Source organism: Chryseobacterium electrogenes (assembly GCF_053553015.1).
This window is the reverse complement of sequence record NZ_JBNPPB010000002.1, coordinates 2,870,739-2,896,915: the sequence shown is the minus strand read 5'-3', so window position 1 is coordinate 2,896,915 and position 26,177 is coordinate 2,870,739. Positions and strand designations below refer to the sequence as shown.

At 33.6% G+C, this 26,177-nt stretch carries 25 protein-coding genes; 13 read left to right on the top strand and 12 right to left on the bottom strand.

Annotation, left to right across the window (positions count from 1 at the left end; genetic code table 11):
• Nucleotides 1-57: 57 nt before the first annotated feature.
• The 8 genes from ACQQ6V_RS13365 to leuS form a co-directional block, all read right to left on the bottom strand.
• The gene (locus tag ACQQ6V_RS13365) at nt 58-1,713 is read right to left on the bottom strand and encodes a tetratricopeptide repeat protein (protein ID WP_448846004.1); all 1,656 of its coding nucleotides are present in this window, start codon (nt 1,711-1,713) and stop codon (nt 58-60) included.
• 104 nt (nt 1,714-1,817) lie between these two features.
• Nucleotides 1,818-2,684, bottom strand: coding sequence for a PstS family phosphate ABC transporter substrate-binding protein (locus ACQQ6V_RS13360; RefSeq protein WP_448846003.1), 867 nt, complete (start codon nt 2,682-2,684; stop codon nt 1,818-1,820).
• Nucleotides 2,674-2,874, bottom strand: a complete 201-nt coding sequence (locus ACQQ6V_RS13355; protein ID WP_448846002.1) for a C4-dicarboxylate ABC transporter — start codon at nt 2,872-2,874, stop codon at nt 2,674-2,676. Before ACQQ6V_RS13355 ends, ACQQ6V_RS13360 begins: the two co-directional genes overlap by 11 nt.
• Nucleotides 2,875-2,938: 64 nt before the next feature.
• Entirely contained in the window at nt 2,939-3,775 is an 837-nt protein-coding gene (locus ACQQ6V_RS13350) for an energy transducer TonB (RefSeq protein ID WP_448846001.1), read from the bottom strand.
• 37 nt (nt 3,776-3,812) lie between these two features.
• Nucleotides 3,813-4,358, bottom strand: a complete 546-nt coding sequence (locus ACQQ6V_RS13345) for an ExbD/TolR family protein (protein WP_448846000.1) — start codon at nt 4,356-4,358, stop codon at nt 3,813-3,815.
• An 11-nt stretch (nt 4,359-4,369) separates the two neighbouring features.
• Nucleotides 4,370-4,972 carry an ExbD/TolR family protein gene (locus ACQQ6V_RS13340; protein ID WP_448845999.1) on the bottom strand — a complete coding sequence of 201 codons (603 nt, stop codon included), beginning with the start codon at nt 4,970-4,972 and terminating at the stop codon, nt 4,370-4,372.
• Between the two features lie 61 nt (nt 4,973-5,033).
• Nucleotides 5,034-5,897 (bottom strand): MotA/TolQ/ExbB proton channel family protein, encoded by an 864-nt coding sequence (locus ACQQ6V_RS13335; RefSeq protein ID WP_448845998.1) that lies wholly within the window; start codon nt 5,895-5,897, stop codon nt 5,034-5,036.
• 276 nt (nt 5,898-6,173) lie between these two features.
• A complete protein-coding gene (leuS, locus tag ACQQ6V_RS13330; protein ID WP_448845997.1) occupies nt 6,174-8,987 on the bottom strand; it encodes a leucine--tRNA ligase in 2,814 nt (937 codons plus the stop codon).
• A gap of 541 nt (nt 8,988-9,528) precedes the next feature.
• On the opposite strand from leuS, the gene ACQQ6V_RS13325 reads away from it, so the two are divergent.
• Nucleotides 9,529-10,281, top strand: a complete 753-nt coding sequence (locus tag ACQQ6V_RS13325; RefSeq protein WP_448845996.1) for a glycosyltransferase family 2 protein — start codon at nt 9,529-9,531, stop codon at nt 10,279-10,281.
• On the opposite strand, the gene ACQQ6V_RS13320 is transcribed toward ACQQ6V_RS13325, so the two are convergent.
• The gene (locus tag ACQQ6V_RS13320; protein ID WP_448845995.1) at nt 10,278-11,540 is read right to left on the bottom strand and encodes a 3-deoxy-D-manno-octulosonic acid transferase; all 1,263 of its coding nucleotides are present in this window, start codon (nt 11,538-11,540) and stop codon (nt 10,278-10,280) included. The two genes, ACQQ6V_RS13325 and ACQQ6V_RS13320, sit on opposite strands and share 4 nt — an antisense overlap.
• A 184-nt stretch (nt 11,541-11,724) precedes the next feature.
• On the opposite strand from ACQQ6V_RS13320, the gene rpmH reads away from it, so the two are divergent.
• Together rpmH and ACQQ6V_RS13310 are read left to right on the top strand one after the other, a co-directional pair.
• The gene (gene rpmH / locus ACQQ6V_RS13315) at nt 11,725-11,883 is read left to right on the top strand and encodes a 50S ribosomal protein L34 (protein WP_448845994.1); all 159 of its coding nucleotides are present in this window, start codon (nt 11,725-11,727) and stop codon (nt 11,881-11,883) included.
• Nucleotides 11,884-12,041: 158 nt separating this feature from the next.
• Complete coding sequence (locus ACQQ6V_RS13310) at nt 12,042-12,752, top strand: cell division ATP-binding protein FtsE (RefSeq protein ID WP_448845993.1); 711 nt, start codon at nt 12,042-12,044, stop codon at nt 12,750-12,752.
• A gap of 40 nt (nt 12,753-12,792) precedes the next feature.
• Here ACQQ6V_RS13310 and ACQQ6V_RS13305 read toward each other — a convergent pair whose 3' ends face one another.
• Genes ACQQ6V_RS13305 through ACQQ6V_RS13295 form a run of 3 tightly spaced genes read right to left on the bottom strand, consistent with a single transcriptional unit; the run spans nt 12,793 to nt 15,537 of the window.
• Nucleotides 12,793-13,497, bottom strand: a complete 705-nt coding sequence (locus tag ACQQ6V_RS13305) for a tRNA1(Val) (adenine(37)-N6)-methyltransferase (RefSeq protein WP_448845992.1) — start codon at nt 13,495-13,497, stop codon at nt 12,793-12,795.
• A complete protein-coding gene (locus ACQQ6V_RS13300; protein ID WP_448845991.1) occupies nt 13,497-14,951 on the bottom strand; it encodes a HAMP domain-containing sensor histidine kinase in 1,455 nt (484 codons plus the stop codon). Before ACQQ6V_RS13300 ends, ACQQ6V_RS13305 begins: the two co-directional genes overlap by 1 nt.
• Complete coding sequence (locus tag ACQQ6V_RS13295; RefSeq protein ID WP_448845990.1) at nt 14,941-15,537, bottom strand: riboflavin synthase; 597 nt, start codon at nt 15,535-15,537, stop codon at nt 14,941-14,943. Before ACQQ6V_RS13295 ends, ACQQ6V_RS13300 begins: the two co-directional genes overlap by 11 nt.
• Before the next feature lie 155 nt (nt 15,538-15,692).
• Here ACQQ6V_RS13295 and pdxA point away from each other — a divergent pair, with 155 nt between their 5' ends.
• The 10 genes from pdxA to ACQQ6V_RS13245 all read left to right on the top strand — a co-directional run bounded on the left by pdxA (nt 15,693) and on the right by ACQQ6V_RS13245 (nt 26,171).
• Nucleotides 15,693-16,784, top strand: a complete 1,092-nt coding sequence (pdxA, locus tag ACQQ6V_RS13290; RefSeq protein ID WP_448846211.1) for a 4-hydroxythreonine-4-phosphate dehydrogenase PdxA — start codon at nt 15,693-15,695, stop codon at nt 16,782-16,784.
• A 98-nt stretch (nt 16,785-16,882) separates the two neighbouring features.
• Nucleotides 16,883-17,422 (top strand): YceD family protein, encoded by a 540-nt coding sequence (locus tag ACQQ6V_RS13285; protein WP_448845989.1) that lies wholly within the window; start codon nt 16,883-16,885, stop codon nt 17,420-17,422.
• Between the two features lie 46 nt (nt 17,423-17,468).
• A complete protein-coding gene (rpmF, locus tag ACQQ6V_RS13280) occupies nt 17,469-17,672 on the top strand; it encodes a 50S ribosomal protein L32 (protein WP_448845988.1) in 204 nt (67 codons plus the stop codon).
• A gap of 107 nt (nt 17,673-17,779) precedes the next feature.
• Nucleotides 17,780-18,250 carry an acetyl-CoA carboxylase biotin carboxyl carrier protein gene (accB, locus tag ACQQ6V_RS13275; RefSeq protein WP_448845987.1) on the top strand — a complete coding sequence of 157 codons (471 nt, stop codon included), beginning with the start codon at nt 17,780-17,782 and terminating at the stop codon, nt 18,248-18,250.
• A 90-nt stretch (nt 18,251-18,340) separates the two neighbouring features.
• Entirely contained in the window at nt 18,341-19,699 is a 1,359-nt protein-coding gene (gene accC, locus ACQQ6V_RS13270; protein WP_448845986.1) for an acetyl-CoA carboxylase biotin carboxylase subunit, read from the top strand.
• A gap of 101 nt (nt 19,700-19,800) precedes the next feature.
• Nucleotides 19,801-21,048: an ornithine--oxo-acid transaminase gene (gene rocD / locus ACQQ6V_RS13265; protein WP_448845985.1), complete on the top strand. Its 1,248-nt coding sequence runs from the start codon at nt 19,801-19,803 to the stop codon at nt 21,046-21,048.
• Nucleotides 21,049-21,074: 26 nt separating this feature from the next.
• Nucleotides 21,075-21,860, top strand: a complete 786-nt coding sequence (locus tag ACQQ6V_RS13260) for a glycosyltransferase family 2 protein (protein ID WP_448845984.1) — start codon at nt 21,075-21,077, stop codon at nt 21,858-21,860.
• 107 nt (nt 21,861-21,967) lie between these two features.
• A complete protein-coding gene (locus ACQQ6V_RS13255; protein WP_448845983.1) occupies nt 21,968-23,182 on the top strand; it encodes a glycosyltransferase family 61 protein in 1,215 nt (404 codons plus the stop codon).
• 253 nt (nt 23,183-23,435) lie between these two features.
• Entirely contained in the window at nt 23,436-24,224 is a 789-nt protein-coding gene (locus ACQQ6V_RS13250; RefSeq protein ID WP_448845982.1) for a choice-of-anchor J domain-containing protein, read from the top strand.
• Nucleotides 24,225-24,239: 15 nt separating this feature from the next.
• Complete coding sequence (locus ACQQ6V_RS13245) at nt 24,240-26,171, top strand: hypothetical protein (protein ID WP_448845981.1); 1,932 nt, start codon at nt 24,240-24,242, stop codon at nt 26,169-26,171.
• Nucleotides 26,172-26,177 lie beyond the last annotated feature (6 nt).

The window sequence follows — 26,177 nt, the reverse complement described above, 5'->3', positions numbered from 1 at the left end:
ATAAAAAAACTCCCAAATCGGTTAGAAATGGGAGCTTTATATAGTATTGTAATACTATTATTTGCTTAGTGCTGTCACTAGAGCCTTCGCATCTGTAGATGCAGGGTTAAGTTCTAATGATTTTGCAGCATATTGTTTTGCTTTCTCTTTATTAGATTCCACATTATTATAAGCTATTGCTAGATATGCGTACGATACTGTTTCTTTGTTAGCTTCTTGCTCAGCCGCTGGTTTTTTAGCAGAAACGTCTATGTATTTCTGATAAACAGAACCTGCTAATTCTTTATTACCAGATTGCTGATATGCATAACCTTGACTGTAATAAGCTGGCTCCCAATCTGGTAAAAGATCGATCATTTTTTGCCATGTTAGTATAGCGCCATTCCAGTTTTTAGCGTTTTGGTAAGCTTGAGCTAATCTAAATAATGAATCTGTATCTTGAGCGTTAACAGCAAGTTTAGCTTTATAACCTTCAATCTCTGGATTAGTTGGTCCTTGATCTGCAGTCATACCTTTAAGTCCGCCTTTTACTTTAGATAATTCTTCATCCCACTTAAGTGTTTCGTCTTTTGCATTTTTAGCAATAGCGATTTTAGATTGTGCCGTTGCTTCTAACTGTGCTTTTTTAGACGCATCTTTTTCGTCTTTTGCTAGACCTGCTGCGATAAGACCTTGCAATCCTTCGTCACCTGGTAATACTCTAGCTTTATCAACTTTTGATAAAAATTGATTAAAATTATCTTGAGCTCCTGCATAATCAGCAGAACCAAATTGGATATATGCTCTTAACTTATACTTAATTGGATCCGAAACTTTATCAAAAACGCTATCTAAGGTTGTTTTTGCATTAGCATAATCATCATTAGTAAAATACAACTTTGCAATTTCTAATTGAGTAGAAGGATCTTCGTCTGCATTCTTCGTATAATTAATTAGATTGCGTGTTGCTTCTTCATTTTTTTGGTATCTAATATTAAGGCCTGCAAGATATTTATATGCAGGTGCATAAGTTGGATCTATAGCGATAGCTTTATCTAAGCTTTCTTTAGCTTTCTGCCATTGTTGTGCAGACATCCAAAGAGAACCAATTCTTGTATATACAGCCGCTTTGTTCTTAGCTGTTGGCAAGGCATTTTCATAAGCTGATAATGCTTGACCTGCAATCTGAGAATTACCATTAGCTTTTAGTCTGTGAGCATCTCCTAATGCATAAAAATAATTAGCCGGCACGCCAGCCTTTCTTGATTTCTCTATAGCTTTAGTAAGGAAATCTACAGCTAGTTCTGTATTATTATTTTTCTCAAAAATAGTTAAAGCTTCTGCAGCTCTATAAAGTACCTCTGGATCTTTCTCTTTAGTATCTTTTACTATCTGCTGTATATCTGCAATACCAGACTTATCGCCTTTACCAACTTTAATCGCGGCAATACCAATTTTATTAAGAAAGCTTTTAGGATCTTTTGCAAGTCCTAAATCAAAGTACTCTTTTGCTTTGTCAAAGTCAGGCTCAAACTGCATTAAATATGTGTTACCTAAATAGAAATAGTTATTAGCTACAGGTTCTTTTGCGATTAGATCATTGTAGTTCTGTCTTGCTTTAGCGTACTTGTGGCTATCAACATAATTAATACCTTCTTCTAATGACTGCGCCATTGCAAACTGCGTGAAAAAAGATGCAGCAATACCTAAAACAATTTTCTTTGAATAATTCATTATCTCTTATTTTTAGTTTATTAAATCTTTTTAAAGGATCGGAAAAAACAATTTTCAGACCAATAAAAGAGTTACGATTATAAATTTTTGTTAATTTCTGAGAATTATCTCATCTGGACTTCTCTTTTATAAATATTATATGGCTGGAGTCCTTCTTTTTCTACAACTATCTGACCTAGTTGCGTACAAGCAAATCGAATAAAACCATTACCCAATCCATAATAAGCTTCATTGGTTAAAAAATATAATACTCTCGTAAATGGATATTGCATATCCTTAAGATTATCCACTGTAGGAGTATAGGATTTCCCTTTCTCTGAAATGGATAAAATATTAATCTTCTCACGTAACATTATGGCTTCTTCTCCATAAGGGCGAGATATTGTATTAAGGCTTATAACGCCAATTTTATCAGGATGTTGTTCTAGCTGCTTAACTATATTTTGATTACCATCAATTGTAGAAAATTTTAAACTAGATGCTTTTACATTGAATTTCTGAGCAACAAAGTTGAGATTACTCGCATTAGCACCATCAAAAACAAAAGGCCTATCCTCCGACATAAGTCCTTTCTTTATATCATCAATATCTAATGTTTTTACAGAAGAATTTTTTGATACGACAAATACAACAGCATCGGCAGCAAATTTAGCAGGTTGCCAAGGCAGATCTATCTTACTATCATAAGCCGCTTTTTCTTGCTGGCTTAGATTTCTTGACATAACAACAACTCGGGCTTTTCTCTCTAATAGATCTAGAAGAGCAAAATCTTCCTTCTTAGTTACTACATTAATTTTAGCTCCCGGATTAAGAGCAACATAACGTTCTGCTAATGCATCTGTAACACTTTTGAAAGACTCATCTACCTCTAATGTAATTTCGCCTTGACTAGGATCATCTACTTTCTTATCCGATTTCGAACAAGATAAAATAGCAAAACTCATCAGAAGTATTAAAATACTATTTTTCATCTTCTTCTACTTTTCTTAAATTTCTTACGGCTCGATAGATTCTAAATAAGCCATACAAAATAAGCAATACTCCCAGTGGATAAGCTACGTTAGCCTCCAGGGGAATTGCAAAAAATTTATAAATAATAACGACTACCCCAAGTATTGCATAGAAAATACCTGCAACGATAGACAACCAATTAGACATCATATGACAAATATATAAAAAAAGAGAAGCTTAACAGCTTCTCTTTGTATAAAAAATAATAACTTTTTTATTGGAATTGCATAGTAACTGGGATTGAGTAGTAAGATCTTACCGTCTCTCCATTTTTCTTTGCAGGCACCCATTTCTTAAGTCTTTTAACTGCTCTTACCGATTCAGAATCGAAGTCGCTGTTACCTGATTTTGATGTAACTTTAACATCAGAAACAGTACCATCACGTTCTACAATAAATCTCAGTTTAACCGTTAATTGACCTTCACCATCTAATCCAGAGCTATCAACGTTTTCGCCAATTAATTTCCTTACGGCATTTAAACCTCCTGGATATTCCGCAGACTGATCTACAGAATCATACACTTCATTTGAGTTAACAGCTTTAACCTCAACTGCTGTACCTTTTCCTGGTGGAGCTACTGGTGGTGGTGTCACATAAGCAGGTTGTTTAACACCTTCTTGCGCTACTAGACCAGTAGTTGTTTCCTTCTGCTCTGTAATTGTAGGCGGAGGTGTCTCAATCTTAGGCTCTCTTTTAGGCTCTGGAACCACATTTTGAATAATTTCAATTTTCTCCTCCTCCTGTTTTGGTGGCGGTGGTGGTGGTTCTTCTTCCTTAGGTTGCTCTAATACAGGTTGGTCTGGTAATATATCAATCAGATCAGCTTGAACATTAGTCTGCTCTTCAGCATTCATTTTTTGTATTTTTAAATACACAAATGGACTAATGATAGCTAATACAAAGAAGGCTGTACCAATTACAAAAGATTTTGTAAGTAATCTAGGGTACATTGTTCTAAGATCATACGCCCCGTATTCCTTATTTCTATTTTTAAATACAATTTCATCTAAATTAAGATTAGATGGATTGTAATCTATATTGTCTGACATTCTTTAATTTTTAGAAAATTAATTTGTAACTAGAGACTTACTGTTCTCCAACCTTCTTTTTGTAAATAGCCAACTCCCAAGGTTTGATATCAGTAACACCATACCTTTCACTGTTAGTTATTGCCATTTCATCAAGAATATCTACAAAATTTTTATATACTGCATCGTCAGTCGGTTTGATAATAACTGTAAATATTTTTTTATCAATTGCACCTGCTTTTGCCTGCTCGATTACCTTAGTAATCCCATCTCTATCATACTTAGTCTCCACTAATGTCTGCTCATCTAGACCAGCTTGATCTTGTTGGTGATAGAATACTCTATTATCTTTTCCGATAATTATCGAAATTGAATTTTGCAATTTTATATCAATATCCTTTGGTGGTGGCTGGTTAATATCCGGTTTTGCCGGAAGACCAAGATCCATCACATTAGGTTTACTGAATGTTGTGGTAAACATAAAAAAGGTAATTAATAGAAACCCTAAGTCTACCATCGGAGTCATATCGACTCTGGTATTCTGCTTTTTCGAGCGTACCTTACCGCCTTTGCCGCCGTCGTCTTTTACTTGTACTTCTGCCATTTCTATTAAAATTAATTTTTACCTTCTTGAGATGTTATTAACCAAAACTTAAGAAATTTAATATCTCTTAAACCTTCAAATAAATCTTTAACTCTTGGGTACTTTGTAGACACATCTCCTTTAACCGCTAATTTATAATTAGGATTAACACTAAGGCTTTGCTCTACCCAATCGATCAATTGCTTATTAGTTTCATCCAATGGAACTCCTTCCGTAGCTTTAAAAGATGCCATTTGATCTTTTGTTAAGGCTAAGTAGCCTCTAAGCTGATTCATAGGAACTCCAACTGTTTGTACATTTGCAAATGCCACCTTTTCTTTATCGTTAAAGGCAATTCCGTATTTTGCACCCATTTTCTCTAATAATTGTACTCTTTCTGTACCGTTATCAACTGGTGTAAAATAGAATTTTCCTTCTGGTGTTACGTTAACTGTCATAAGACTAGCATCCGGTAACAATGTTTGTGATATAGATGATGGCGGTTTAATTTGCTCCACATCCGGTTTCTTGAACTGTGTGGTCAAAATAAAGAATGTAAGTAATAGGAATGCAACGTCGCACATCGCGGTCATATCCGTAATTACCCCATGTCTTTTTGGTTTAATTTTCGCCATTTTTTATAAATTTTCTTTAACTAATAATAATATTGCTAACGCAATTAATTGTTACAACTTATTAGTTGTACTCTGCGAAAGATTGTTGGATGCTCATAGAGATCTCATCGATCTTATAAGTTAAACCATCAATTTTAGATGTAAAGAAGTTATAGAAAATAATTGCGATAGCTGAAGTACCAATACCTAATGCAGTGTTAATCAAAGCTTCAGAGATACCCAAAGATAATGCACCTGCATCTGGAGTACCACCACCAGAACCTAGAGCCTGGAAAGCTTTAATCATACCAATTACCGTACCTAATAACGCGATTAACGTTGCAACAGTACCTAATGTAGACAAAATCATCATGTTTTTCTCTAACATTGGCATTTCTAAAGTTGTAGCTTCTTCGATTGACTTATTAAGTGCAATCATTTTCTGCTCTTTATTTAATGTATTGTCTTTTGCCAAAGCTTTGTAAGTAGTAAGACCTTCCTTAACTACGTTACCGATAGAACCTTGTTGTCTATCACACTCTTCAATAGCTTCGTCAATTTTGTTTTCATTCAATAAGCTTCTAACTTTCATTACGAAGTTATCTAAGTTACCGTTACCCGCTGCTTTTCCTAATACTAAGAAACGCTCAATTGCAAATACAACTACTGTCAACATGAACAAAATTAGAATGTGTACTACTGGACCACCCATGTAGATAATACCCATAAATCCTTCTGGATGTAATTCTTTTGCCTGAACATCAGAAAAAGCTACTGACGCTCCGCTCAACTTAGGGTTTGCCGCAAAATTAGAAGGATTACCTAAAACAAAAAGATAAAGTCCTAATGCGATTAAATAAAGAACTGGCAGAATTACGGCTGGGTTAAGACCTCCTTTTTTTCTAGCAATTACTTGCTCATCTGTTTTTGAAACATTCATTTCCATATTAAACTAAAATTATAATTGTTAAATTTTCTAGGTTGTAAAATAAAGCCAAATAAATTAAAAATGCAATACTTATATAAGAATTAACGTCTAATTTATATAAGGTCTTTTGGCTTAATAATTATTAAATATGTATTTTTTTTCTTTTTTTTTGAAACATCCTTACTCCTTGCCTTTTATTCGCTTTATTCAGACAAGAAATATTGTTAATTTTTTTTATTTTTTTTAATACATTTTATATTAAACGGATGCTTAATTTATATTAATTTACCATGATTATAGTACGATATTGATGATTTTCTTAGGGACAATAATTACTTTTTTAGGTATATTATCTCCTAAAATCTTTACCACTCTATCATCTTTCAAAACAATGGTTTCAATTTCGTTAACGCTAAGTGTTGCTGGAAGCTGAATTTTAAATTTCATTTTCCCATTAAAACTCACCGGATAATCAATTTCATCTTCTACCAAATACGACTCATCCAAAGTTGGAAATGCCACATACTCTATACTTTCTTCATGCCCCAAAAGACTCCACAATTCTTCACAAATGTGTGGTGCATAAGGAGAAATCACAACTGCTAATGGTTCTAAAATCGCTCTTTTGTTAGTTTTCAGTTTTTGAAACTCGTTAACAGCAATCATAAATGAAGAAACAGACGTGTTAAAAGAGAAATTCTCAATATCATACACAACTTTTTTAATCAAAGTATGTAAGATTTTATATTCTGCTTTGGTTGGTTCTTCCTCTGAAACCTCAAAATTATCTCCTTCAAAATAAAGATTCCAGAATTTTTTAAGGAAACCATAGACACCGCTAAGACCTTGCGTGTTCCAAGGTTTGGATTGTTCCAATGGCCCTAAGAACATTTCGTATAATCTTAGACCATCTGCACCATATTCTTCGCTGATATCATCTGGATTAACCACATTGAATTTGGATTTAGACATTTTTTCTACCTCACGTTCTGTGATGTATTTTCCATCTTCCAAAATAAATTCGGCATCTGCAAATTCTGGTCGCCAAGCTTTAAATTGATCGGTATCTAATTCGTCGGTCGTTCCCTTTAATAAAGAAACATCAACGTGAATTTTTTGAGTTTGATGTTGATTCGCTAAACTTTTTGAAACAAATTGATTAGTTCCTTCAACTCTATAAACAAAAGCACTCATCCCCAAGATCATGCCTTGGTTAATCAACTTTTGGAAAGGCTCGTCATGACTAACATAACCTCTATCTTTCATAAACATATTCCAGAAACGAGAATACAATAAATGTCCTGTTGCATGCTCACTTCCACCAATGTACAAGTCCACTTGTCCCCAATAATCTGTCAGTTCTTTTTTAGCAAAAATCTCATCATTATGCGGATCCATATATCTTAAGAAATACCAAGAACTCCCCGCCCAACCTGGCATTGTAGATAATTCTAAAGGGAAAACTGTTTGGTTATCTACCAAATCTGTATCGACAACTTTCTGGTTAACCTCATCCCAAGCAAATGTTTTAGCATTTCCTAATGGCGGATCACCATCTTCGGTTGGTAGATATTTTTCAACTTCTGGCAACTCTAATGGTAACGCAGACATCGGCAAGGTGTAAGGCAAATCATTTTTAAAATAAACAGGCACCGGCTCTCCCCAATATCTCTGACGAGAGAAAATAGCGTCACGTTGTCTATAATTAATGGTCCCTTCACCGATATTTCTTTTTACAATTTCGTCAATGATTCTAACTTTCGCTTCTTCGTAAGTTAATCCATCAAGAAAATCAGAATTAATGCACGTTCCGTCTTTAGAAACAAAAACTTCTTCCTGAACATTATCGCCACCTGCAACAACTTCGATAATTTCTAAATCGAATTTCTTTGCAAATCTATGATCGCGCTCATCATGTGCAGGAACTGCCATAACAGCGCCCGTGCCATAACCCATCAACACATAATCCGAAATATAAATCGGCATCTTTTTTCCTGTAAAAGGATTGATGGCAAAACTTCCTGTAAAAGCACCACTCACGTTTTTGACGTCAGCCATACGATCACGCTCCGTTTTTTTAGAGGTTTCTGTAATATAAGTATCAACTTCTGCCTTTTGAGCTTCTGTTGTAATAGTTTCTAACAATGGATTTTCTGGTGCTAACACCATAAATGTAGATCCAAAAATAGTATCTGGTCTTGTCGTGAAAACTTCGATAACTTCATTTTGGTTTTCAACTGTAAACTTCACTTTTGCACCTTGAGATTTCCCAATCCAATATTCTTGAGAATCTTTAAGAGGTTGCGGCCAATCCAAAGTTGATAGTCCTTGCAACAATCTTTCTGAATAAGCAGAAATACGCATGCTCCATTGCATCATTTTTTTCTGATACACAGGAAAACCGCCACGTTCTGACTTACCACCAATAACTTCGTCATTAGCTAAAACCGTCCCTAAAGCTGGACACCAGTTAACAGTCGTCTCTGCACGGAAAGCCAAACGATAGTTTAATAAAATATCTTGTTGATCTTCTTCGGAAGCATCTTTCCATTCTTCTGCGGTAAAGCTTAACGCTTCATTTTGATTAGCAGAAAGATCTTGTGTTCCTTTATTTTCGAAATGTTGGATTAAGGTTTCTATAGATTCTGCTTTGTCAGTCGCCTTATTATACCAAGAATGAAATAACTGAACAAAAATCCATTGTGTCCATTTATAATAAGAGGCATCAGAAGTTCTCACTTCCCTACTCCAATCGAAAGAAAAACCAATCTTTCTCATCTGCTGTTCATAACGATTGATATTCTGCTCAGTCGTTAGCGCTGGATGCTGTCCTGTCTGTATTGCATATTGCTCTGCTGGTAATCCAAAACTATCATAACCCACAGGATGCAATACATTGAAACCTTGATGTCTTTTATATCTCGCATAGATGTCAGAAGCTATATAACCGAGCGGATGCCCAACATGTAGTCCCGCACCTGATGGGTAAGGAAACATATCTAAGGCATAAAACTTAGGCTTATCGGTTGCGTCAGAAGTCTTATAAGTCTGGTTATCTTCCCAATACTTCTGCCATTTTTTCTCTATGTTCTGATGATCGTAAAACACTTTAAATCTATTATTTTGTAGTTAAAAATTCTATTAATATAAAATTACTCAGATATTAAAATCTTTAAAAACTGACGCCCAAAGTTAAAAATTATATTTGAATGCCAGACAGATATCTCTTTTTATTTGAATAAAATTACGTTCTTAAAAAGAAAAAACGCCCGCAATACGATATTATGAGCGATAACTTTATCTATTAAGTCCATCAAAGATAGTGAAAATAACCACATACTTAATCAACTTTATGATGCTAAATAAGATAAACAATCCCCAAAATATACATCAAAAGTCTATTTTTGTCAGTATGAAGTTCTTTTTGAGATTTTTCTTACTGACTGCATTAATACTTTCGCCTTGTAGTATATTGCCTTTAGGAGCAAAAGCAGAGTTAAAATTTAAGCTAGAAAAAACCATTAACAAAGTCATCTTAACCGATATCAGCGGATTAACTTGAGAACAAAACATTGATAATTGAGTCGAAAGACTCTTTTCTTTTTTATATCGTCTTGCTCAAAAAACTATCTTTGCAAAAACACAATATATGCCTCAAGTTTCCATCATTACTCCAAGTTATAATACAGAACAATATATAGAAGACACCATAAAATCTGTATTAGCACAAACTTATAATGACTGGGAATGGATTATTACCGATGATCTTTCTAGCGATCGCACGATTGAAATTATAGAGCAATATAATGATCCGAGAATTATCCTTATTAAATCCAAAAAAAATGGTGGCGCGGGTGTGGCGAGAAATTCATCTCTAAAGAGAGCGAGCGGAAAATATATTACTTTTCTGGATGCTGATGATTATTGGAAACCTAATTTCTTAGAAGAAATGACACAATTTATGATGGATCAAAAAGCAGAATTGGTTTATTCTAACTACGCACGTTGCAACGAAAACTTAATTCCACAGATTGAAGATTTTAAAGCTGACAAAATCGTTACATTCGATAATCTTCTGAAAACTTGTCGCCTTTCTCTTCTATCCTCTATGTATGACGCTTCTCGTGTTGGCAAAGAATATTTTCCCCAAGGAAGTAAGCGCGAAGACCATGTGATGTGGCTTAATCTTCTAAAGAAAATCCCAGAAGGCTTGCCGCTTAATCAAACCATGGCAAAATACAGAATGCACGCCACAAGTGTCTCCAGAAAGAAAAGTAATATTATTAAAGATCAATATCTGGTCTACAAAGATTACATGAAATTCTCCACGCTTAAGTCGTTGTACTACACCACCAATTGGGCAATTAATGGATTTTTGAAATATTCTAAGTTATTTAATTAAACCTTTTCTTTGATTTTTTGAAGAATATTAGCCGTTGCATCTGGCTGAGATTTCACAAATACAGACGCATTATGAGCCATTTCATCTCGGTAAGATGTTTCGGATTCCAACGTCCTGTTATCTTCTTTGATAAGTTCTGCTATAAATCCTGCAGCAGCAAATTCGTCGTCAAAATGCTTTCCGCCATCAGCTTTGACCAAAGCATCAGCTTCTGGATTTTTCTTATAATGATTCCCGAACACAACAGGGACTCCAAACGTTGCAGCTTCCAAAATATTATGCAATCCAGCACTATGAAAACCACCACCAACGACTGCAACATCAGCATAAGAGTATAATTTTGACAACAGACCAATGCTATCGATAATTAATATTTGCTGATTAAATCCTTTAGGTTGATTTTCATCTAAACTGCTATACAAAACCGCTTCTGGAAACAAATCTTGCAGAACAGTAACGCGCTTTAGATCATGTGGCGCAATAATAAGTTTGGTTTTAAGTAATTTAACATGTAAAATTTGCGCGATTTTTTCTTCGGCTTCCCAAGAACTGCCAAACACTACACAACGCCTATCGCCTAAAAATTGAGAAATAAAATCAATATGATTATCTCTTTTCAAAATTTGCTTCACTCGATCAAATCTTGTATCACCAGACACCGAAGATTGCGACAAACCAATACTTTTCGCTAACGCCGAAGAATGAACAGTCTGATGAAAAATCCAATCGACATTTTTCTTTAATTGCTCTATAAACCAACGTCCGTAAGTCTTGAAAAATACTTGACTTTCGTAAAACAAGGCAGAAACCACAAAGGTTTTACAATTTCGATTTTTAAGTTCTGCTAAGAGATGATACCAATAATCATACTTTACCGTGAAAAATATTTTGGGATTAAAAACATCAACAAATGCTTTAACAGAAGACTTTTCATCAAAAGGGAGATAGCAAATAACATCTGCCAAATGATTATTCTTTTTGATAATATTCTCATAACCCGACGGCGAAAAAAAAGTTACTAAAACTTTACAATCAGGGTACGTTAATTTCAATTGTTGTAAGACTGGCAAACCTTGCTCATATTCTCCCAAACTAGCTGCATGCATCCAGATAACAGGCTGTTGAGACAATTTTTCTTTAACCAAAGACAATGATTGCTTTCTTCCTTCAATGCCTAGTTTTGTTTTAGCATTAAATAAAGAAAAAATCTTCATCCCAAGCATTAATAGTTTTATAAATAAAGAATACAACCAAGCCATAATATGTCCAAATAATAAAGCTCAAAAATACTACTTTTTATAACAAAACGCTTAAGCAGGCGATTTTATGGAGCATCAACAAAGATTGTAGAAAATATTTGAGAAATGATTTGCAACAACAAATAAAATCCCTATATTTGCAATCTGAAAATAAAAAGATAATTACGAACTAAATATATTAGTGATGAGTAAAAGAACATTCCAACCATCAGAGAGAAAAAAGAGAAACAAACACGGTTTCAGAGAAAGAATGTCTACGCCAAACGGAAGAAGAGTTTTGGCAGCTAGAAGAGCTAAAGGCAGAAAAAAGGTAAGCATTAGCGCAGCGCGCGCAAAAAGATAATTACCTTATATTATCATATACAAATCATGCTTGAGGCTTAGGCTTTCAAGCATTTTTTGTTGTTAAAATTTCCTAAAATTAGGGCTAATCATAAAAGTTTTATTTATTTTTGAATATAGAAACCTTATGGTAAATTCTTAACCTCAACGACTGAAATTATGCCACACCGATACGAAAACGGAGAAGATATTATTGATCTTAATAATGCCAAGATTGTTCAAAAAAACTTTACGGTTCTTAACAATGTTGATCTTCATATCAAAAAAGGAAAATTCTGTTATCTGATAGGAAAAACAGGTTCTGGAAAAAGCTCACTGTTAAAAGTATTATACGGACATCTCCCTCTACAAGGCGGAAGCGGGCAAGTTGCAGGATTTGACTTAGCAAAATTAAGACAATCAGATATCCCTAACCTGAGAAGAAAATTAGGGATTGTTTTCCAAGATTTTCAGTTATTAACAGACAGAAACATAGAGAAAAACCTTCTTTTTGTACTACAAGCAACTGGCTGGACTGATAAAATCAAAATGGAAGACCGTATTAACGAAGTTCTTTCTAGCGTTGGTATGAAAACCAAAAAGCACAAGATGCCACATCAATTATCTGGTGGAGAACAACAACGTGTTGCCATTGCAAGAGCGCTACTTAACCATCCAGAGCTAATTCTTGCTGATGAACCTACAGGAAATCTAGATCCAGAAACATCTAACGACATCATGACATTGTTAAAAAATGTTGCGACAGAAAATAACTGCGCCGTAGTTATGGCAACGCATGATTATCACATGATTCAGAATTTCCCAGGAGAAGCCATCCGTTGTGAAAATGGAGAAGTGAGCGTGCTAGACACTGCAGAATTATTCGAATAAAATTAGATATTTTACATTATAAAAAAAACGCTTTGAGAGATCAAGGCGTTTTTGTTTTAAAAACATGAAAGTCTTTAGTTGCTTCCAAGTACTGATTGCTATAGACTCTTGGCGACTGTTCTATTATAAAATTTTCTAGTTGTAAATCTTTATTCGCTAAACCAAATTCTAAAATAACTCTTTTTACATCACCATCAACAATTCCTTTTATATCTATTTTGCGCTGAAGAAACAATTGGTTAACGGTTGCTAAACTAACAAATTCGGTTTCGTCTTGCTTGGGAATAATTACAGAAAATCGTCCTTTAGCAGATAATAATTGAGATGATTTAGAAATAATTTCAATGAAATTTAATTCGATTTTCTGACGTGCTAAAGTGTCTTTTTGAGAATCATTAACTTCAAAAAAAGGTGGATTAGAAATGATTAAATCAAATTTTTGTTCGGTTTCAAAATATTTAAAATCCATCAATTTAGATTTCAATCTTTCTGAGAAAATAGATTCTGAGAAATTACGTTGAGCCAACTCCACCGCACTAAGGTTAATATCTAAAGCCAATACAGTCGCCGAAATATTTCGTTGTGCGATCATCAAGGCAATCAAGCCACTTCCGGTACCAATCTCTAATACAGAATTAACATCTTCAACATCAGCTAAAGCGCCCAACAATACGCCATCTGTCCCAACTCGAAAAACGTCTGAGTCTTGCTGAATTTCAAATTGTTTAAATCTAAATGATTTCATTATAAATTAGTTGGCAACATTATAACAAAGGAGGTACCTTTTCCTATCTCTGAGCTTACACTAATCTCACCTTGATAGTCTTCTATCATCTTTCTCACCATCGTTAGCCCCAATCCTGTGCCCGAACTTTTTGTTGTAAAATTAGGTTCAAATATTTTACTCAATTTTTCCTCAGGAATCCCCACGCCATTATCTTCTACCGTGATCTTAACTCTTTTATAAACATTTTCTATATCAACATTAATATGAGATTTTCTGTCATCATCTTTAGCCTGATTGGCATTGGTAATAAGATTAGTCAAAATTCTTGTCAAAAATACTTTATCCATTTTTATCCAGATAACGTCTTTATTAACATGAACAAAAATATCTGTATCAGAAAATACATTGATAATATTTTTCACTTCCTTACCAATGTCAAACACTTCATCGTTACGATCTGGTAACTGCGCAAACTCAGAAAAAGCATTAGCCACCTTGGATATCAAATCTATTTGATCCACAATCATACGACTCATTTTTTCTACTTTAACATCTATATCCAGATCGTTAGCATCAAATTTTCTTTCAAAATTCTGAATGGTCAGCTTCATTGGAGTCAGTGGATTTTTCACTTCATGCGCTACTTGCTTAGCCATTTCTCTCCAAGCTTCTTCTTTTTCTTTATAACGAAGACGCTCTCGCTGATCCGCAATCTCTCCAATTAATTTATTATAAGCCTTAACCAAAGCATTAAGCTCGTCATTTTTATAATATTTTATAGGACGAAGATTTTCATCAAAAAGATTCAAATTATTAATAATAGTAGAAAACCTCGTTAATGCCTGTGTAAGATGCTTAGAAATAATCCAACTTAACCAAATACTGAAGAAAATAATTAGAATATTAACACCAATGATGACCGTAAAATATTCATTAAACACATCTAAATACGCGGATTCATTATGATAATACGGAAAATACACATACCCAATATTCTCTAACATATTATTTTTCAAGACCATGTAAGAAGACGTCACTCTGGCATCTAATTTTTCGTCATAAAGGGTGTAATCCAACTGTTGCTCTCCTCCTCTAAGCTTAGCCAAAATCCCAGAAGGAATTCTTTTTTGAGAGACAAGATTAGGATCTTTATTAGACAACAAGTAATTACCAGCCATATCATAAAGCACGACATCGTGTTTATTAATATCCGAAATTTCATATATCTTGTTCCCTAAAACTTTTGGTAAATCTTTACTTTCTACCTGAGTATGACTTAGCGCATAATCCAAAGAAGACATTAATGCTTCTGACTTTTTTTGCATATCCGTCTTACTCTGTACCCTTGCATTATCTCGCAAAATGATAAATGACAAAGTCGCTGATGTAATAATACTCAACAGACATATCGCCATAAAACCAAAAAAGACACGGTTACGCAGACTATAACCTTTGTAATTACTATAGGGCATTCTGTTTTTGCATCAATTTTGAAATATACTTCCCTATAATATCAAACTCTAGATTCACTATATCTCCAACATTAAGCGTCTTCATATTAGTAAACTCCCATGTATAAGGAATTATAGCTACAGAAAACTGGTTAATCTGACTATCTGCAACTGTCAAGCTAATACCATTAACTGTAATAGACCCTTGAGGAACTGTGGTAAAATTTACATTTTCATCATATTGAATGATAATATAAAAACTCCCATCTTTATCTTCTATCTCCTTAACAATACCAGTTTTATCAACGTGTCCCTGCACCATATGCCCATCTAATCTACCATCAAATTTCAGACAACGCTCAAGATTAACTTCGGTGCCAACTACCCACTTTCCAAGATTAGTTTTTTCTAAAGTTTCATCTATTGCCGTCACTCTATAGCTATCTTCAGTAATTTCCACAACAGTTAAACAACAACCGTTGTGCGCTAAACTCTGATCGATCTTCAACTCTTTTGTAAAAGGGCAATTTAAAACAAAATCCACGTTAGTTCCTTTATTTTCAATACTTTCAACAACTCCCGTTGCTTCAATAATTCCTGTAAACATAATTTATTAGTAATAAAATTAACATCAATATAGCTCCTAAACGAAAGCTTATCCTCAAACTAAATTAAGACAAATACGCATAAAAACATTTTAAATCAAAATATTAATCCTAAAAGCTTAAATTTGTACTTTAATTAATGTTCAAAGATAAGAAAATGAGTTCTAAGCATCATAAAATAAGAGTAGGAATTTCCATTGGCGATTTTAACGGTATCGGACCCGAAATTATTATGAAATCCTTAAAAGACAAAAGTATTACAGATTTCTTCACACCTGTAATTTTTGGTTCTGGCAAGTTGTTTACTTATCAGAAAAACATTTTTAAGCTTCAGCAAAATTTCAATTATATCCAGACCGCTAACGAAGCTGTTGCTGGTAAAATAAACATGGTAAATCTTACCAAAGAAAACTCCAATGTAGAATTCGGAGTTCCTACGGAAGAATCTACCAAAATGGCAATTGCATCTCTAGAAGCCACTACAGAAGCTCTTATGAAAGGCGAGATAGACGTCATGGTGACAGCGCCAATCAACAAAGACGAAATGATGAAGTACGGTTTTCAACATGCTGGCCACACAGGTTACCTGGAAGAGAAATTTCAGAAAAAAGGTCTTATGTTCTTAGTAACAGAAGGTCTTAAAGTTGCTGTATCCACACATCATATTCCTATTAAAGATGTTGCCGATCAAATTTCTAAAGAAAAAATAAAAAAGCAAATAAAAACGCTTAATCTTTGTCTAAAAGAAGATTTCTGTATTGACAAGCCTAAAATCGCAATCCTTGGACTCAATCCTCATGCAGGTGATGGCGGCGTTATAGGTAAAGAAGAAATAGAAATTATAGAACCTGCCATCAAAGAACTTTTCAACTCGGGTATTATGACATTTGGTCCTTATCCCGCAGATAGCTTCTTCCAACCCAATAAATACAATGCCTTTGACGCGGTTCTAGCAATGTACCATGACCAAGGACTAGCACCTTTTAAAACTATAGCTTACGAAGAAGGCGTTAACTATACCGCTGGATTACCATTTATCAGAACTTCTCCTGATCATGGTGTAGCTTATGACATTGCAGGAAAAAACAAAGCAGACGAGCAATCCTTTACAGAAGCATTGTTTACTGCGGTTAAAATTTTTAAAAACAGATCTGAGTATAGAGAATTATACGACAACAGACTGCAGGCAAGATCCCTTAATTCTAGGGATAATATTGATGAAGATCTACCAAAAGACAGCAATACTTAATCTAATTAACATTAAGATTGCAATAACTTTAAATCAAACTAAAACAAAATTTATTTTGTTATTTGAAAAAATTAAATTATTTTTGCAAACCGAATTTTATGGACAAATTACAAAACTATAACGTTGCTTTTACAGGACTTAAAGTTGGCAAGCATCAGTTTAAATTTAAAATAAATCAGGCGTTCTTTGACTTATTTGGGACAGAACAAGAGTTTTTCAATCCTGAGATTAACATTGACGTTTTACTAGACAAGCATTCTACATTTTTAGAATTTTGGATAGAAATTAACGGTACAGTACAATTAATCTGTGATATCAGCAATGATGAATTTTCTCATCCTGTTGAAAACGAAATGAAAATCCTTGTAAAACAAGGCGAAGAATACGACGATAGTAATGAAGAAGTTATTACAATTCCGCATACCGATAGCGATTTCAACATCGCACAATTGGCATACGAACTAGTAACACTAAGCATTCCTATGAAAAAATTATCGCCCAATTTAGGAGATGACAATGATTATCAAAAAATCATAGATCAATACAGTCCCAAAATAAAAGAAGACAAAGAGGAAAACCAAGCCGAAGAAATAGATCCACGCTGGGAAGCCTTAAAGAAATTAAAAGATAATAATTAAGCATAACAATAATTCTTAATAGAATTTAAAAAAAACATTACGAGTAATGGCACATCCTAAGAGAAGACAATCGTCTACAAGAAGAGATAAGAGAAGAACGCATTACAAAGCTGTCGCTCCTCAATTAGCAAAAGATACTACAACAGGTGAGTTACACCTTTTCCACAGAGCGCATTGGCACGAAGGAAAACTATATTACAGAGGTAAAGTAGTATTAGAAAAAACAGTAGAAGTAACTGAAGAAAACTAAGATTTTCATTATAGAAATCTTATTCTAAACATAAAAAACCACTTGGATTTAATCAATTTGAGTGGTTTTTTATTATCTTTGACTCTCAAAAATAATTTCACATTTTTATGGATATTAAAGACATTCAAAATCTTATACGATTTGTAGCTAAAGCAGGTGTTTCTGAAGTAAAATATAAAAATAAAGATTTCGAAATCTTTATTAAAACTCCACTTGGAGGAGAACCAGTAAGCTACGTATCACAACCTGTCGCTTACCAAGCGCCTGTGGTTAACGCTGGTAGCGCACCAGTTGCAACGTCTACTAACGAATCTGCAAGCGAATCTGACGACAGCAAATATATTACAATCAAGTCTCCAATGATCGGTACTTTCTACAGAAAGCCATCTCCGGACAAAGACGTTTTTGTAAATGTTGGCGACAGCGTTACTTCTGACAAAGTAGTTTGTGTGATAGAAGCCATGAAGCTTTTTAACCAAATTGAATCAGAAGTTAGCGGTAAAATCGTTAAAATTTTAGTTGACGATGCTACTCCGGTAGAATATGACCAACCTCTATTTTTAGTAGACCCTTCATAGTAATTTTAGATTATAAATTATAGATTTTAGATGTTTATACATTTGAAATAATTTAAAATTCAAAATTTAAAATTTAAAATTTCTAAAAAGATGTTCAAAAAAATATTAATCGCCAATCGTGGAGAGATTGCCATGAGAATTTTGCGTACTGCAAAAGAAATGGGAATCAAAACTGTAGCGGTCTACTCCACTGCAGATAAAGACAGTCTTCACGTAAGATTTGCAGACGAAGCTGTATGTATTGGTCCAGCAATGAGTAAGGATTCTTATCTTAAAATCCCTAACATTATTGCTGCAGCAGAAATTACCAATGCAGATGCTATACATCCTGGTTATGGTTTCCTTTCTGAGAATGCCAATTTTTCTAGAATTTGTGCTAAAAATGGCATCAAATTTATTGGTGCTACACCAGAGCAAATAGAAAAAATGGGAGACAAAGCAACCGCCAAAGCTACCATGAAAGAAGCTGGTATACCTTGTGTACCTGGATCTGACGGATTAATAGCATCTTATGAAGATGCCGTTAAAATTGCTAAAGAAACAGGTTATCCTGTAATGATAAAAGCAACCGCTGGTGGTGGAGGTAAAGGTATGCGTGCCGTTTGGAGAGAAGAAGACCTGAAAGAACTTTGGGAATCTGCAATCCAAGAAGCTGTAGCAGCCTTCGGTAACGGTGGTATGTACATGGAAAAGCTGATAGAAGAGCCTCGTCATATCGAGATCCAGGTTGCTGGAGATCAATACGGGAAAGCTTGTCACCTATCAGAAAGAGATTGCTCTATCCAACGTCGTAACCAAAAGTTAATAGAAGAGACGCCATCTCCTTTTATGACAGATGAACTTCGTGAAAAAATGGGTAATGCTGCCGTTAAAGCTGCAGAGTATATCGGTTACGAAGGTGTTGGTACTATTGAGTTTTTGGTAGACAAACATAGAAATTTCTATTTCATGGAAATGAATACCCGTATCCAAGTAGAACATCCAATTACAGAGCAAGTTATTGATTATGACTTAATCCGTGAGCAGATTCTATTGGCTGCAGGAACACCAATCTCTGGTGCTAATCATTATCCAAAACTACACTCTATAGAATGTCGTATTAATGCAGAAGATCCTTTTGCAGACTTCCGACCTTCTCCAGGAAAGATTAAAGAGCTTAACATCCCTGGTGGTCATGGGATCCGTGTAGATACACACGTCTATTCTGGATATACTATCCCATCTAATTATGACTCTATGATTGCAAAACTAATCACTACAGCACAGACTCGTGATGAAGCTATTGCAAAAATGAGACGCGCTTTGGAAGAATTTTACATCGAAGGTGTAAAAACTACGATACCTTTCCACAGACAATTATTAGAAAATGAAGATTTCTTGGCTGGTAATTATACTACCAAGTTTATGGAAGACTTTGTCATGGACAAGAATTTCGATAATAATATCTAAAAAAATTCATAATAGCAGATATAAACGCCTAACTTTAAAAGTTAGGCGTTTTTGTTAGGTATAGCAAACTTTAATTTATTAATTTTGTTAAAAATCAAAATATGCAACAGAACCAATCTTCCCAATATTTCATCGACTTAGAAAATCAATATGGTGCGCACAATTACCATCCACTTCCTGTGGTTTTGGACAAAGGCGAAGGTGTTTTTGTTTGGGATGTTGAAGGTGAAAAATATTATGACTTTTTATCAGCATATTCTGCAGTTAACCAAGGACACTCTCACCCGAAGATTGTTGATGCTTTAGTAGAACAAGCTAAAAAACTGGCTTTAACGTCTAGAGCATTCTACAACTCTAAGTTAGGGGAATACGAAGAAAAAATCACAAAGCTTTTTGGTTTTGACAAAGTGCTCCCAATGAATTCTGGTGCAGAAGCTGTAGAAACTGCAGTTAAATTAGCAAGAAAATGGAGCTACGAAGTAAAAGGCATCGCAGAAAATGCAGCCAAAATAATTGTTTGCGAGAATAATTTCCACGGAAGAACAACTACAATTGTATCTTTTTCTAATGATCCTGACGCTAATCAAAATTATGGCCCATTCACGCCAGGATTTATCAAGATTCCTTATAATGACATCAATGCATTAGAGGAAATATTAAAAGCTGATGCTCAGAATATTGCAGCCTTTTTAGCAGAACCTATCCAAGGTGAAGCTGGTGTCTATGTTCCTAACGATGGTTATCTAAAACAAGCTTCAGAACTTTGTAAACAATATAATGTATTATTTATCGCAGACGAAGTACAGACCGGGATTGCAAGAACAGGACAATTAATTGCCTGTCATCATGAAGATGTACAACCTGATATTTTGATATTAGGAAAAGCATTATCTGGCGGTATGTATCCTGTATCTGCCGTGTTAGCTAATGATACAATCATGAATGTTATAAAGCCTGGGCAACATGGTTCTACCTTTGGAGGAAATCCAATTGCTTGTGCCGTTGCAATAGCCGCATTAGATGTTGTTGAAGAAGAAAAACTATCAGAAAGAGCACAAGAATTAGGAGAACTTTTCCGTAGTGAAATCGAAAAATTAATTCAAAAAACTGATTTAATTTCTGGTGTAAGAGGCAAAGGCTTGCTTAATGCCATCTTAATTAATGATACTCCAGAAAGTTCTACCGCTTGGGATCTTTGTATGGCATTGAAAGATAATGGTCTTCTAGCCAAACCAACTCATGGTAATATCATAAGATTAGCACCACCTTTGGTGATTACTGAAGAGCAATTATTGGATTGTGTGAAAATTATTGAGAAAACTATTTTAAACTATACTTCATCAAAATAATATAAAATTTATTAACGTACTAATAAATGAAAGTTGCCCTTTTAATATCCACATACAATTGGCCAAAGGCTCTAAATCTTGTATTAGAATCCATTCAAAAGCAAATTATAATACCTGATGATATACTAATTGCTGATGATGGATCTGGTGAAGAAACTCAAGAATTAATCAAGAAATGGCAAAAAGAATCTAAGCTAAATATTATACATCTTTGGCAAGAAGATGATGGTTTTAGAAAAACGCTTATACATAATAAAGCCGTTGCAAAGACTGATGCAGATTATATAATTCAGATTGATGGTGATATATTACTTAATAAATATTTTGTAAAAGATCATATTTCTGAGGCTCAAAAAGGCTTCTTTATAAGTGGTAGCAGAGGATTGATTAATGAAAATATCACTGAAAAATTATTAAACTCTACAGACTTCTGTGAATCTTTAGCTAAAGAAAATATTAAAAATAAATTTAACGTCGTTAGATTTCCTCTTGCAGCGCCATTAGTTTGTAAGAAAAAGCAAGCTTCCAGAAAAGTTAAAGGCTGTAATTTTTCTTTTTGGAGAGAAGATTTCATCAATGTTAATGGCTACAATAATGATTTATCAGGATGGGGACACGAGGATATTGAGCTCGCAGCTCGATTTATTAATTACGGTTTATTACAAAAAAAGGTAAAATTAAAAGCAGTCTGTTATCATCTCCATCACAAACTTAATGATCGAAAAGATGAGGAAAGCAACTTCTCTTCTTATCAAAAAGTCGTTGATGAAAAGATTGTAAAATGCAATAATGGTTACGCCCAAAGCTTATAATATTACAAGCTTAAAAAATTAACAATCGCCTTTTTATCCTTCAATAATTATAGCAATAACCTATATAAAAAGGATAATACAATTATACTTTGTAATTACAGAAGAAAATGAGTAAGCATGATATAGATAAAATACAAAATATTCTTGTATCTAAGAGAATTAAGTATAAATTGATTTCTACTTTTCTACGTCTGAAGGCTTTGGTTGTGGATTTTACGCCATTAGATGAGATTACTTCCGATTATTGCTTAGAAAAATCTGAAATAGACAATCCTAAAGAAATCTTTTCTTTTCTCCCAAAAGAGATTGGAAAATCAGCTGTATCATATCAACACACAAGACCTGCTGTATTTCTTTATAAGTTGCACAATGTATTGGTACCAGGAGATTCTTCTTTTTTTTTAACTAAAAATAAAGATCGAATTTTTTATGAAAAAGTACACGATGATGATAGACCAATTTATAAATATGACCATAAAAATATCATCTTCCATTCTGATAAGCTAGCAAAGATTAAAAATTTCCCCGTCAAAAAACATAACTACGAAGCAATTTATTTTGGCGGTACCTTTTCTTCTAATTATTATCATTTCATCATTGATATATTACCTAAAGTCAGCTACTTACAACACATCCATAGTCACAAAAAGCTGACAATAATATTAGATATCTCAGCTAAAAACAACCCGAACTTTAATGCTTTAGTACAATTTTTCTTTAAAGACTATAAGATAGAATATATTGATAATAATTTCTATCACGAGTTTGAAAAAATATGGTATATCACAAGCCAAAACTCAACAATCCCGAATATCATAGATGGCTCTTTCTACGAATCTCGCTTTACAAAACTAGATCCAGAATCTATCTCATTTTTACAAAATATTGTTGCAACTAATTATAATGAAACGCTTGTCAACGTAATGCCTATTTCCAAAGTATTTATGGCTAGAAAGTCTGAGTTAAGAAAATACAATGAAATAGAGTTACTTGATATTTCTAAAAAACATGGTTTTTCTCCAGTATATTTTGAGGATCTTAATATCCATGAACAAATTTTCATCATGAAGAATGCTGATTACATTATTGGGCCTAGCGGTGCTGCTTGGACTAATCTGTTATTTTCAAAGCCTAAAGCTAAAGGGTTATCTTGGCTCGGTACAGTCTGGGGAGATTTTTCGGTATTTTCTACGATAGCAGCAGTTGTTGATTTCGATTTGTACTACATCCGTAATAAAAGTGAAACAACTTTTTTCCACGAAGATTATATTATTGACACCAATATATTCGAAAATGAAGTTGTTAAATTATTAAATTCTTGATAAAAATTACGTTCCGAAAATTTATCTTTTAGTACTTTATTAGAAAGTTACATAATATAGAATTATTTTGTATTTTCGAAACATAATAAATATTACTAAAAGAAGAGGTTTTATCAGGAAAATTAAACAATCTTAATAGCATTTACCAATCAAAACGTCTTAATTGATGCTAATACTGTCGCAACAAAAACAACACAATTACTGAAAATTGTATCATTAACTATTCTTTATCATAAATCCCATTTCGCTTAATATGAAAGTTTTTGTGCTTCTTTTCACGTTGTTTTACACTGTTGCTCTATCTCAGTTTCATGAAGATTTTGACAATCAATTTACCAACGAAATACCTAACGGCTGGCTAGCATACAAAGGCAGCAACAAAGCTGGAAGTCAATTCATTAGTTGGAAAGTCGTAAACCTCAACAATAATGCATCTGACAAATGTGCCTTTGTCCGTTATGATAACTCTGGAAAAACCAATGAAAACTGGCTGGTAACGCCTAAGATAGATCTATCTCAGTTTAGAAATAACTATCTCAATTTTATGCAACATAATTCTTTTGTTAATCATAATACAAGATATGACATAAGAATATCCAAAACTTCTGCGACTGACCGCAAAAGCTTTGTAACTGTCGACACTTATGATGACAAAAGTTTTAATAGTCAATTCTCTCCGAAAAAAATAAATATATCTAACTACGATGGCAAAGAAATCTATATTGCTTTTGTAAAGACTGAAGATGATGGTGATAACTGGTATATTGATAATGTTAATGTAAAAGGAATTTATAACAATGATCTTTCGCCCAATGGCAAAATACACTTTTTTCCCAATCCTACTAATGGCAAATTATACAGTCAGGAAAATCATATAAAAAAGGTAGAAGTGCTCAACATGTCACAAGATTTGTTAATGACCTTTGATGATCAGAATACAATAGATATTTCCAAATTACAAGCCGGCATTTATGTTTTGAAAATACTTTTCGAAAGTGGAGAAATACAATCTCAAAAGATAATAAAAATCAATTCTAACTAATATGAGATTGATATAATGATAAAAAAAAAAGTTGCCCGTATTTTCAAACTATTATTTCTACTGATTGCTACGTTATATCAGGCACAAGCATCTAGCTTTCTGACTGGATTTGCTAGAGAAAGTATTAATCCTAATTCTAGTTTAGTATCAGTTGCCATTTCTGGTTTTGAGAATCCAAAAGCTGGTAGATTTAGTATTGATTTTGTTCATAACGGTATTGCAGAAAATATTGTAGCATTGTGTGCAGCACCAGAAAAGTTATATGCAGCAACCGGTGATAATCTACTTCTGGTAAAGTCATCTTTGGATGATGAATGGAAAACTATTGGTACAGCATACAACATAACAGCAATAACTTATTATAATGGTAAGCTCTACGCAACTGATAAAGACAATATCTTGTGGATAAGAGAGGCTGATAGCCAGAATATACCTTGGACTAATATTGGAGTTGCGGATAATATTACTGGTATGACAGCTATTAACCATAAGCTATACGCTATCAATAAAAGTAAAAAACTATTATCAAAAGACCTTAATCAAAATGACACCTGGCAAGAAATTGGATCAACCATTGCTATAAGATCACTTACTAATGATGGTACTAATCTCATCGCTTTGTCTAAGTATGACAATGATCTCTGGGTGACATCAGTTAACAGTAATAATTACAATTGGCATAAGATCGCTGCTCCCAATGACAGTAACTACAAGTATTATTTTTCTAATATCGCATTTGACAAAAAATTATTTCTAACCACAAGTGATGACAAACTGTATTACAGTCAACACAACCAAAAACCTATATATGCCAATGCCTCTTATTTTGAGAAAAACAATAAAAAAGCATTAATCATAAGTTTAGACTTATGTGGGATAGATTATTTATTTTCCAAAGAAATAAAACGATTAATAAAAAAGGAATACAATATAGAAGAAAACTTTGTTTTAATAAATTGTACACACACACATTTTGCACCCGTATCACAAACTTCATTTTCTTGTGCGCAAGAGTTTTATCAACAACCTAATCCTGCCTATCTCAATATTGTTAAAGATGCAATACTAACTGCTACAAAAAAGGCAATTATACAAAAAACTGAAAATAAATTATCCTATTATAAATCCAAAACCGATGTAGGATATAATAGAGCCAATAATAGCAAGCCTGTTGACAACAATATAACAATGGTCGTCTCAGAATCCTTTACTGAAAAAAATATCAACGGTATAATGTTAAGCGCAAGCGTACATCCAGTATGGGCTAATAATAAAAAAGATTTTTTTGGTATTTCTCCCAATTATATAGGAACCTTAACCAATCAACTTTCTGTCTTGAAAAAAGCGCAACACATAAGCTTCTTACAAGGTTGTGCTGGTGATATTAATCCTAATAATAAAAATACGCCAGATGAGACAGCCAATAAGTTGACAAAAGATTTCAATGCAATGTCTAACGGGTCTATAATACAAGGTGATATTACGGCGAAATTTGACTCTATAGATATTCCTATTAATAATTTTAAATATGATAAATTAATTAAAGTTATTAAAAACAATATCGACAAGCATACCGTAGAATCAGAAAGAAATGTAAGATGGGCTAACAAAATTATTAATCAATACAATACCAATACCCTTCCTAAAACAATGAGAGTCTATATCCAAATTATAAAAATTGGAGATTGGACCATCATTGCTTTCAGTAGAGAGGCTGTCTCACAATACGCCATAGATCTTTATAAATATTACAGTAATCAAAAACTAAGCATCCTATCCTACTCTAACGATGTCTCTAGCTATCTTCCCGTGGAGTGGCATATCAATAAAAAAAGCAAACCGAATTACGAAGGCTTCGAGAGCTTTATTATCTATGGGCAAAGCGGTATTCCTGTAACCAATATAGAGAACCTAATCATTAGTAAAGTACACAATATGATGCAATAATCTATT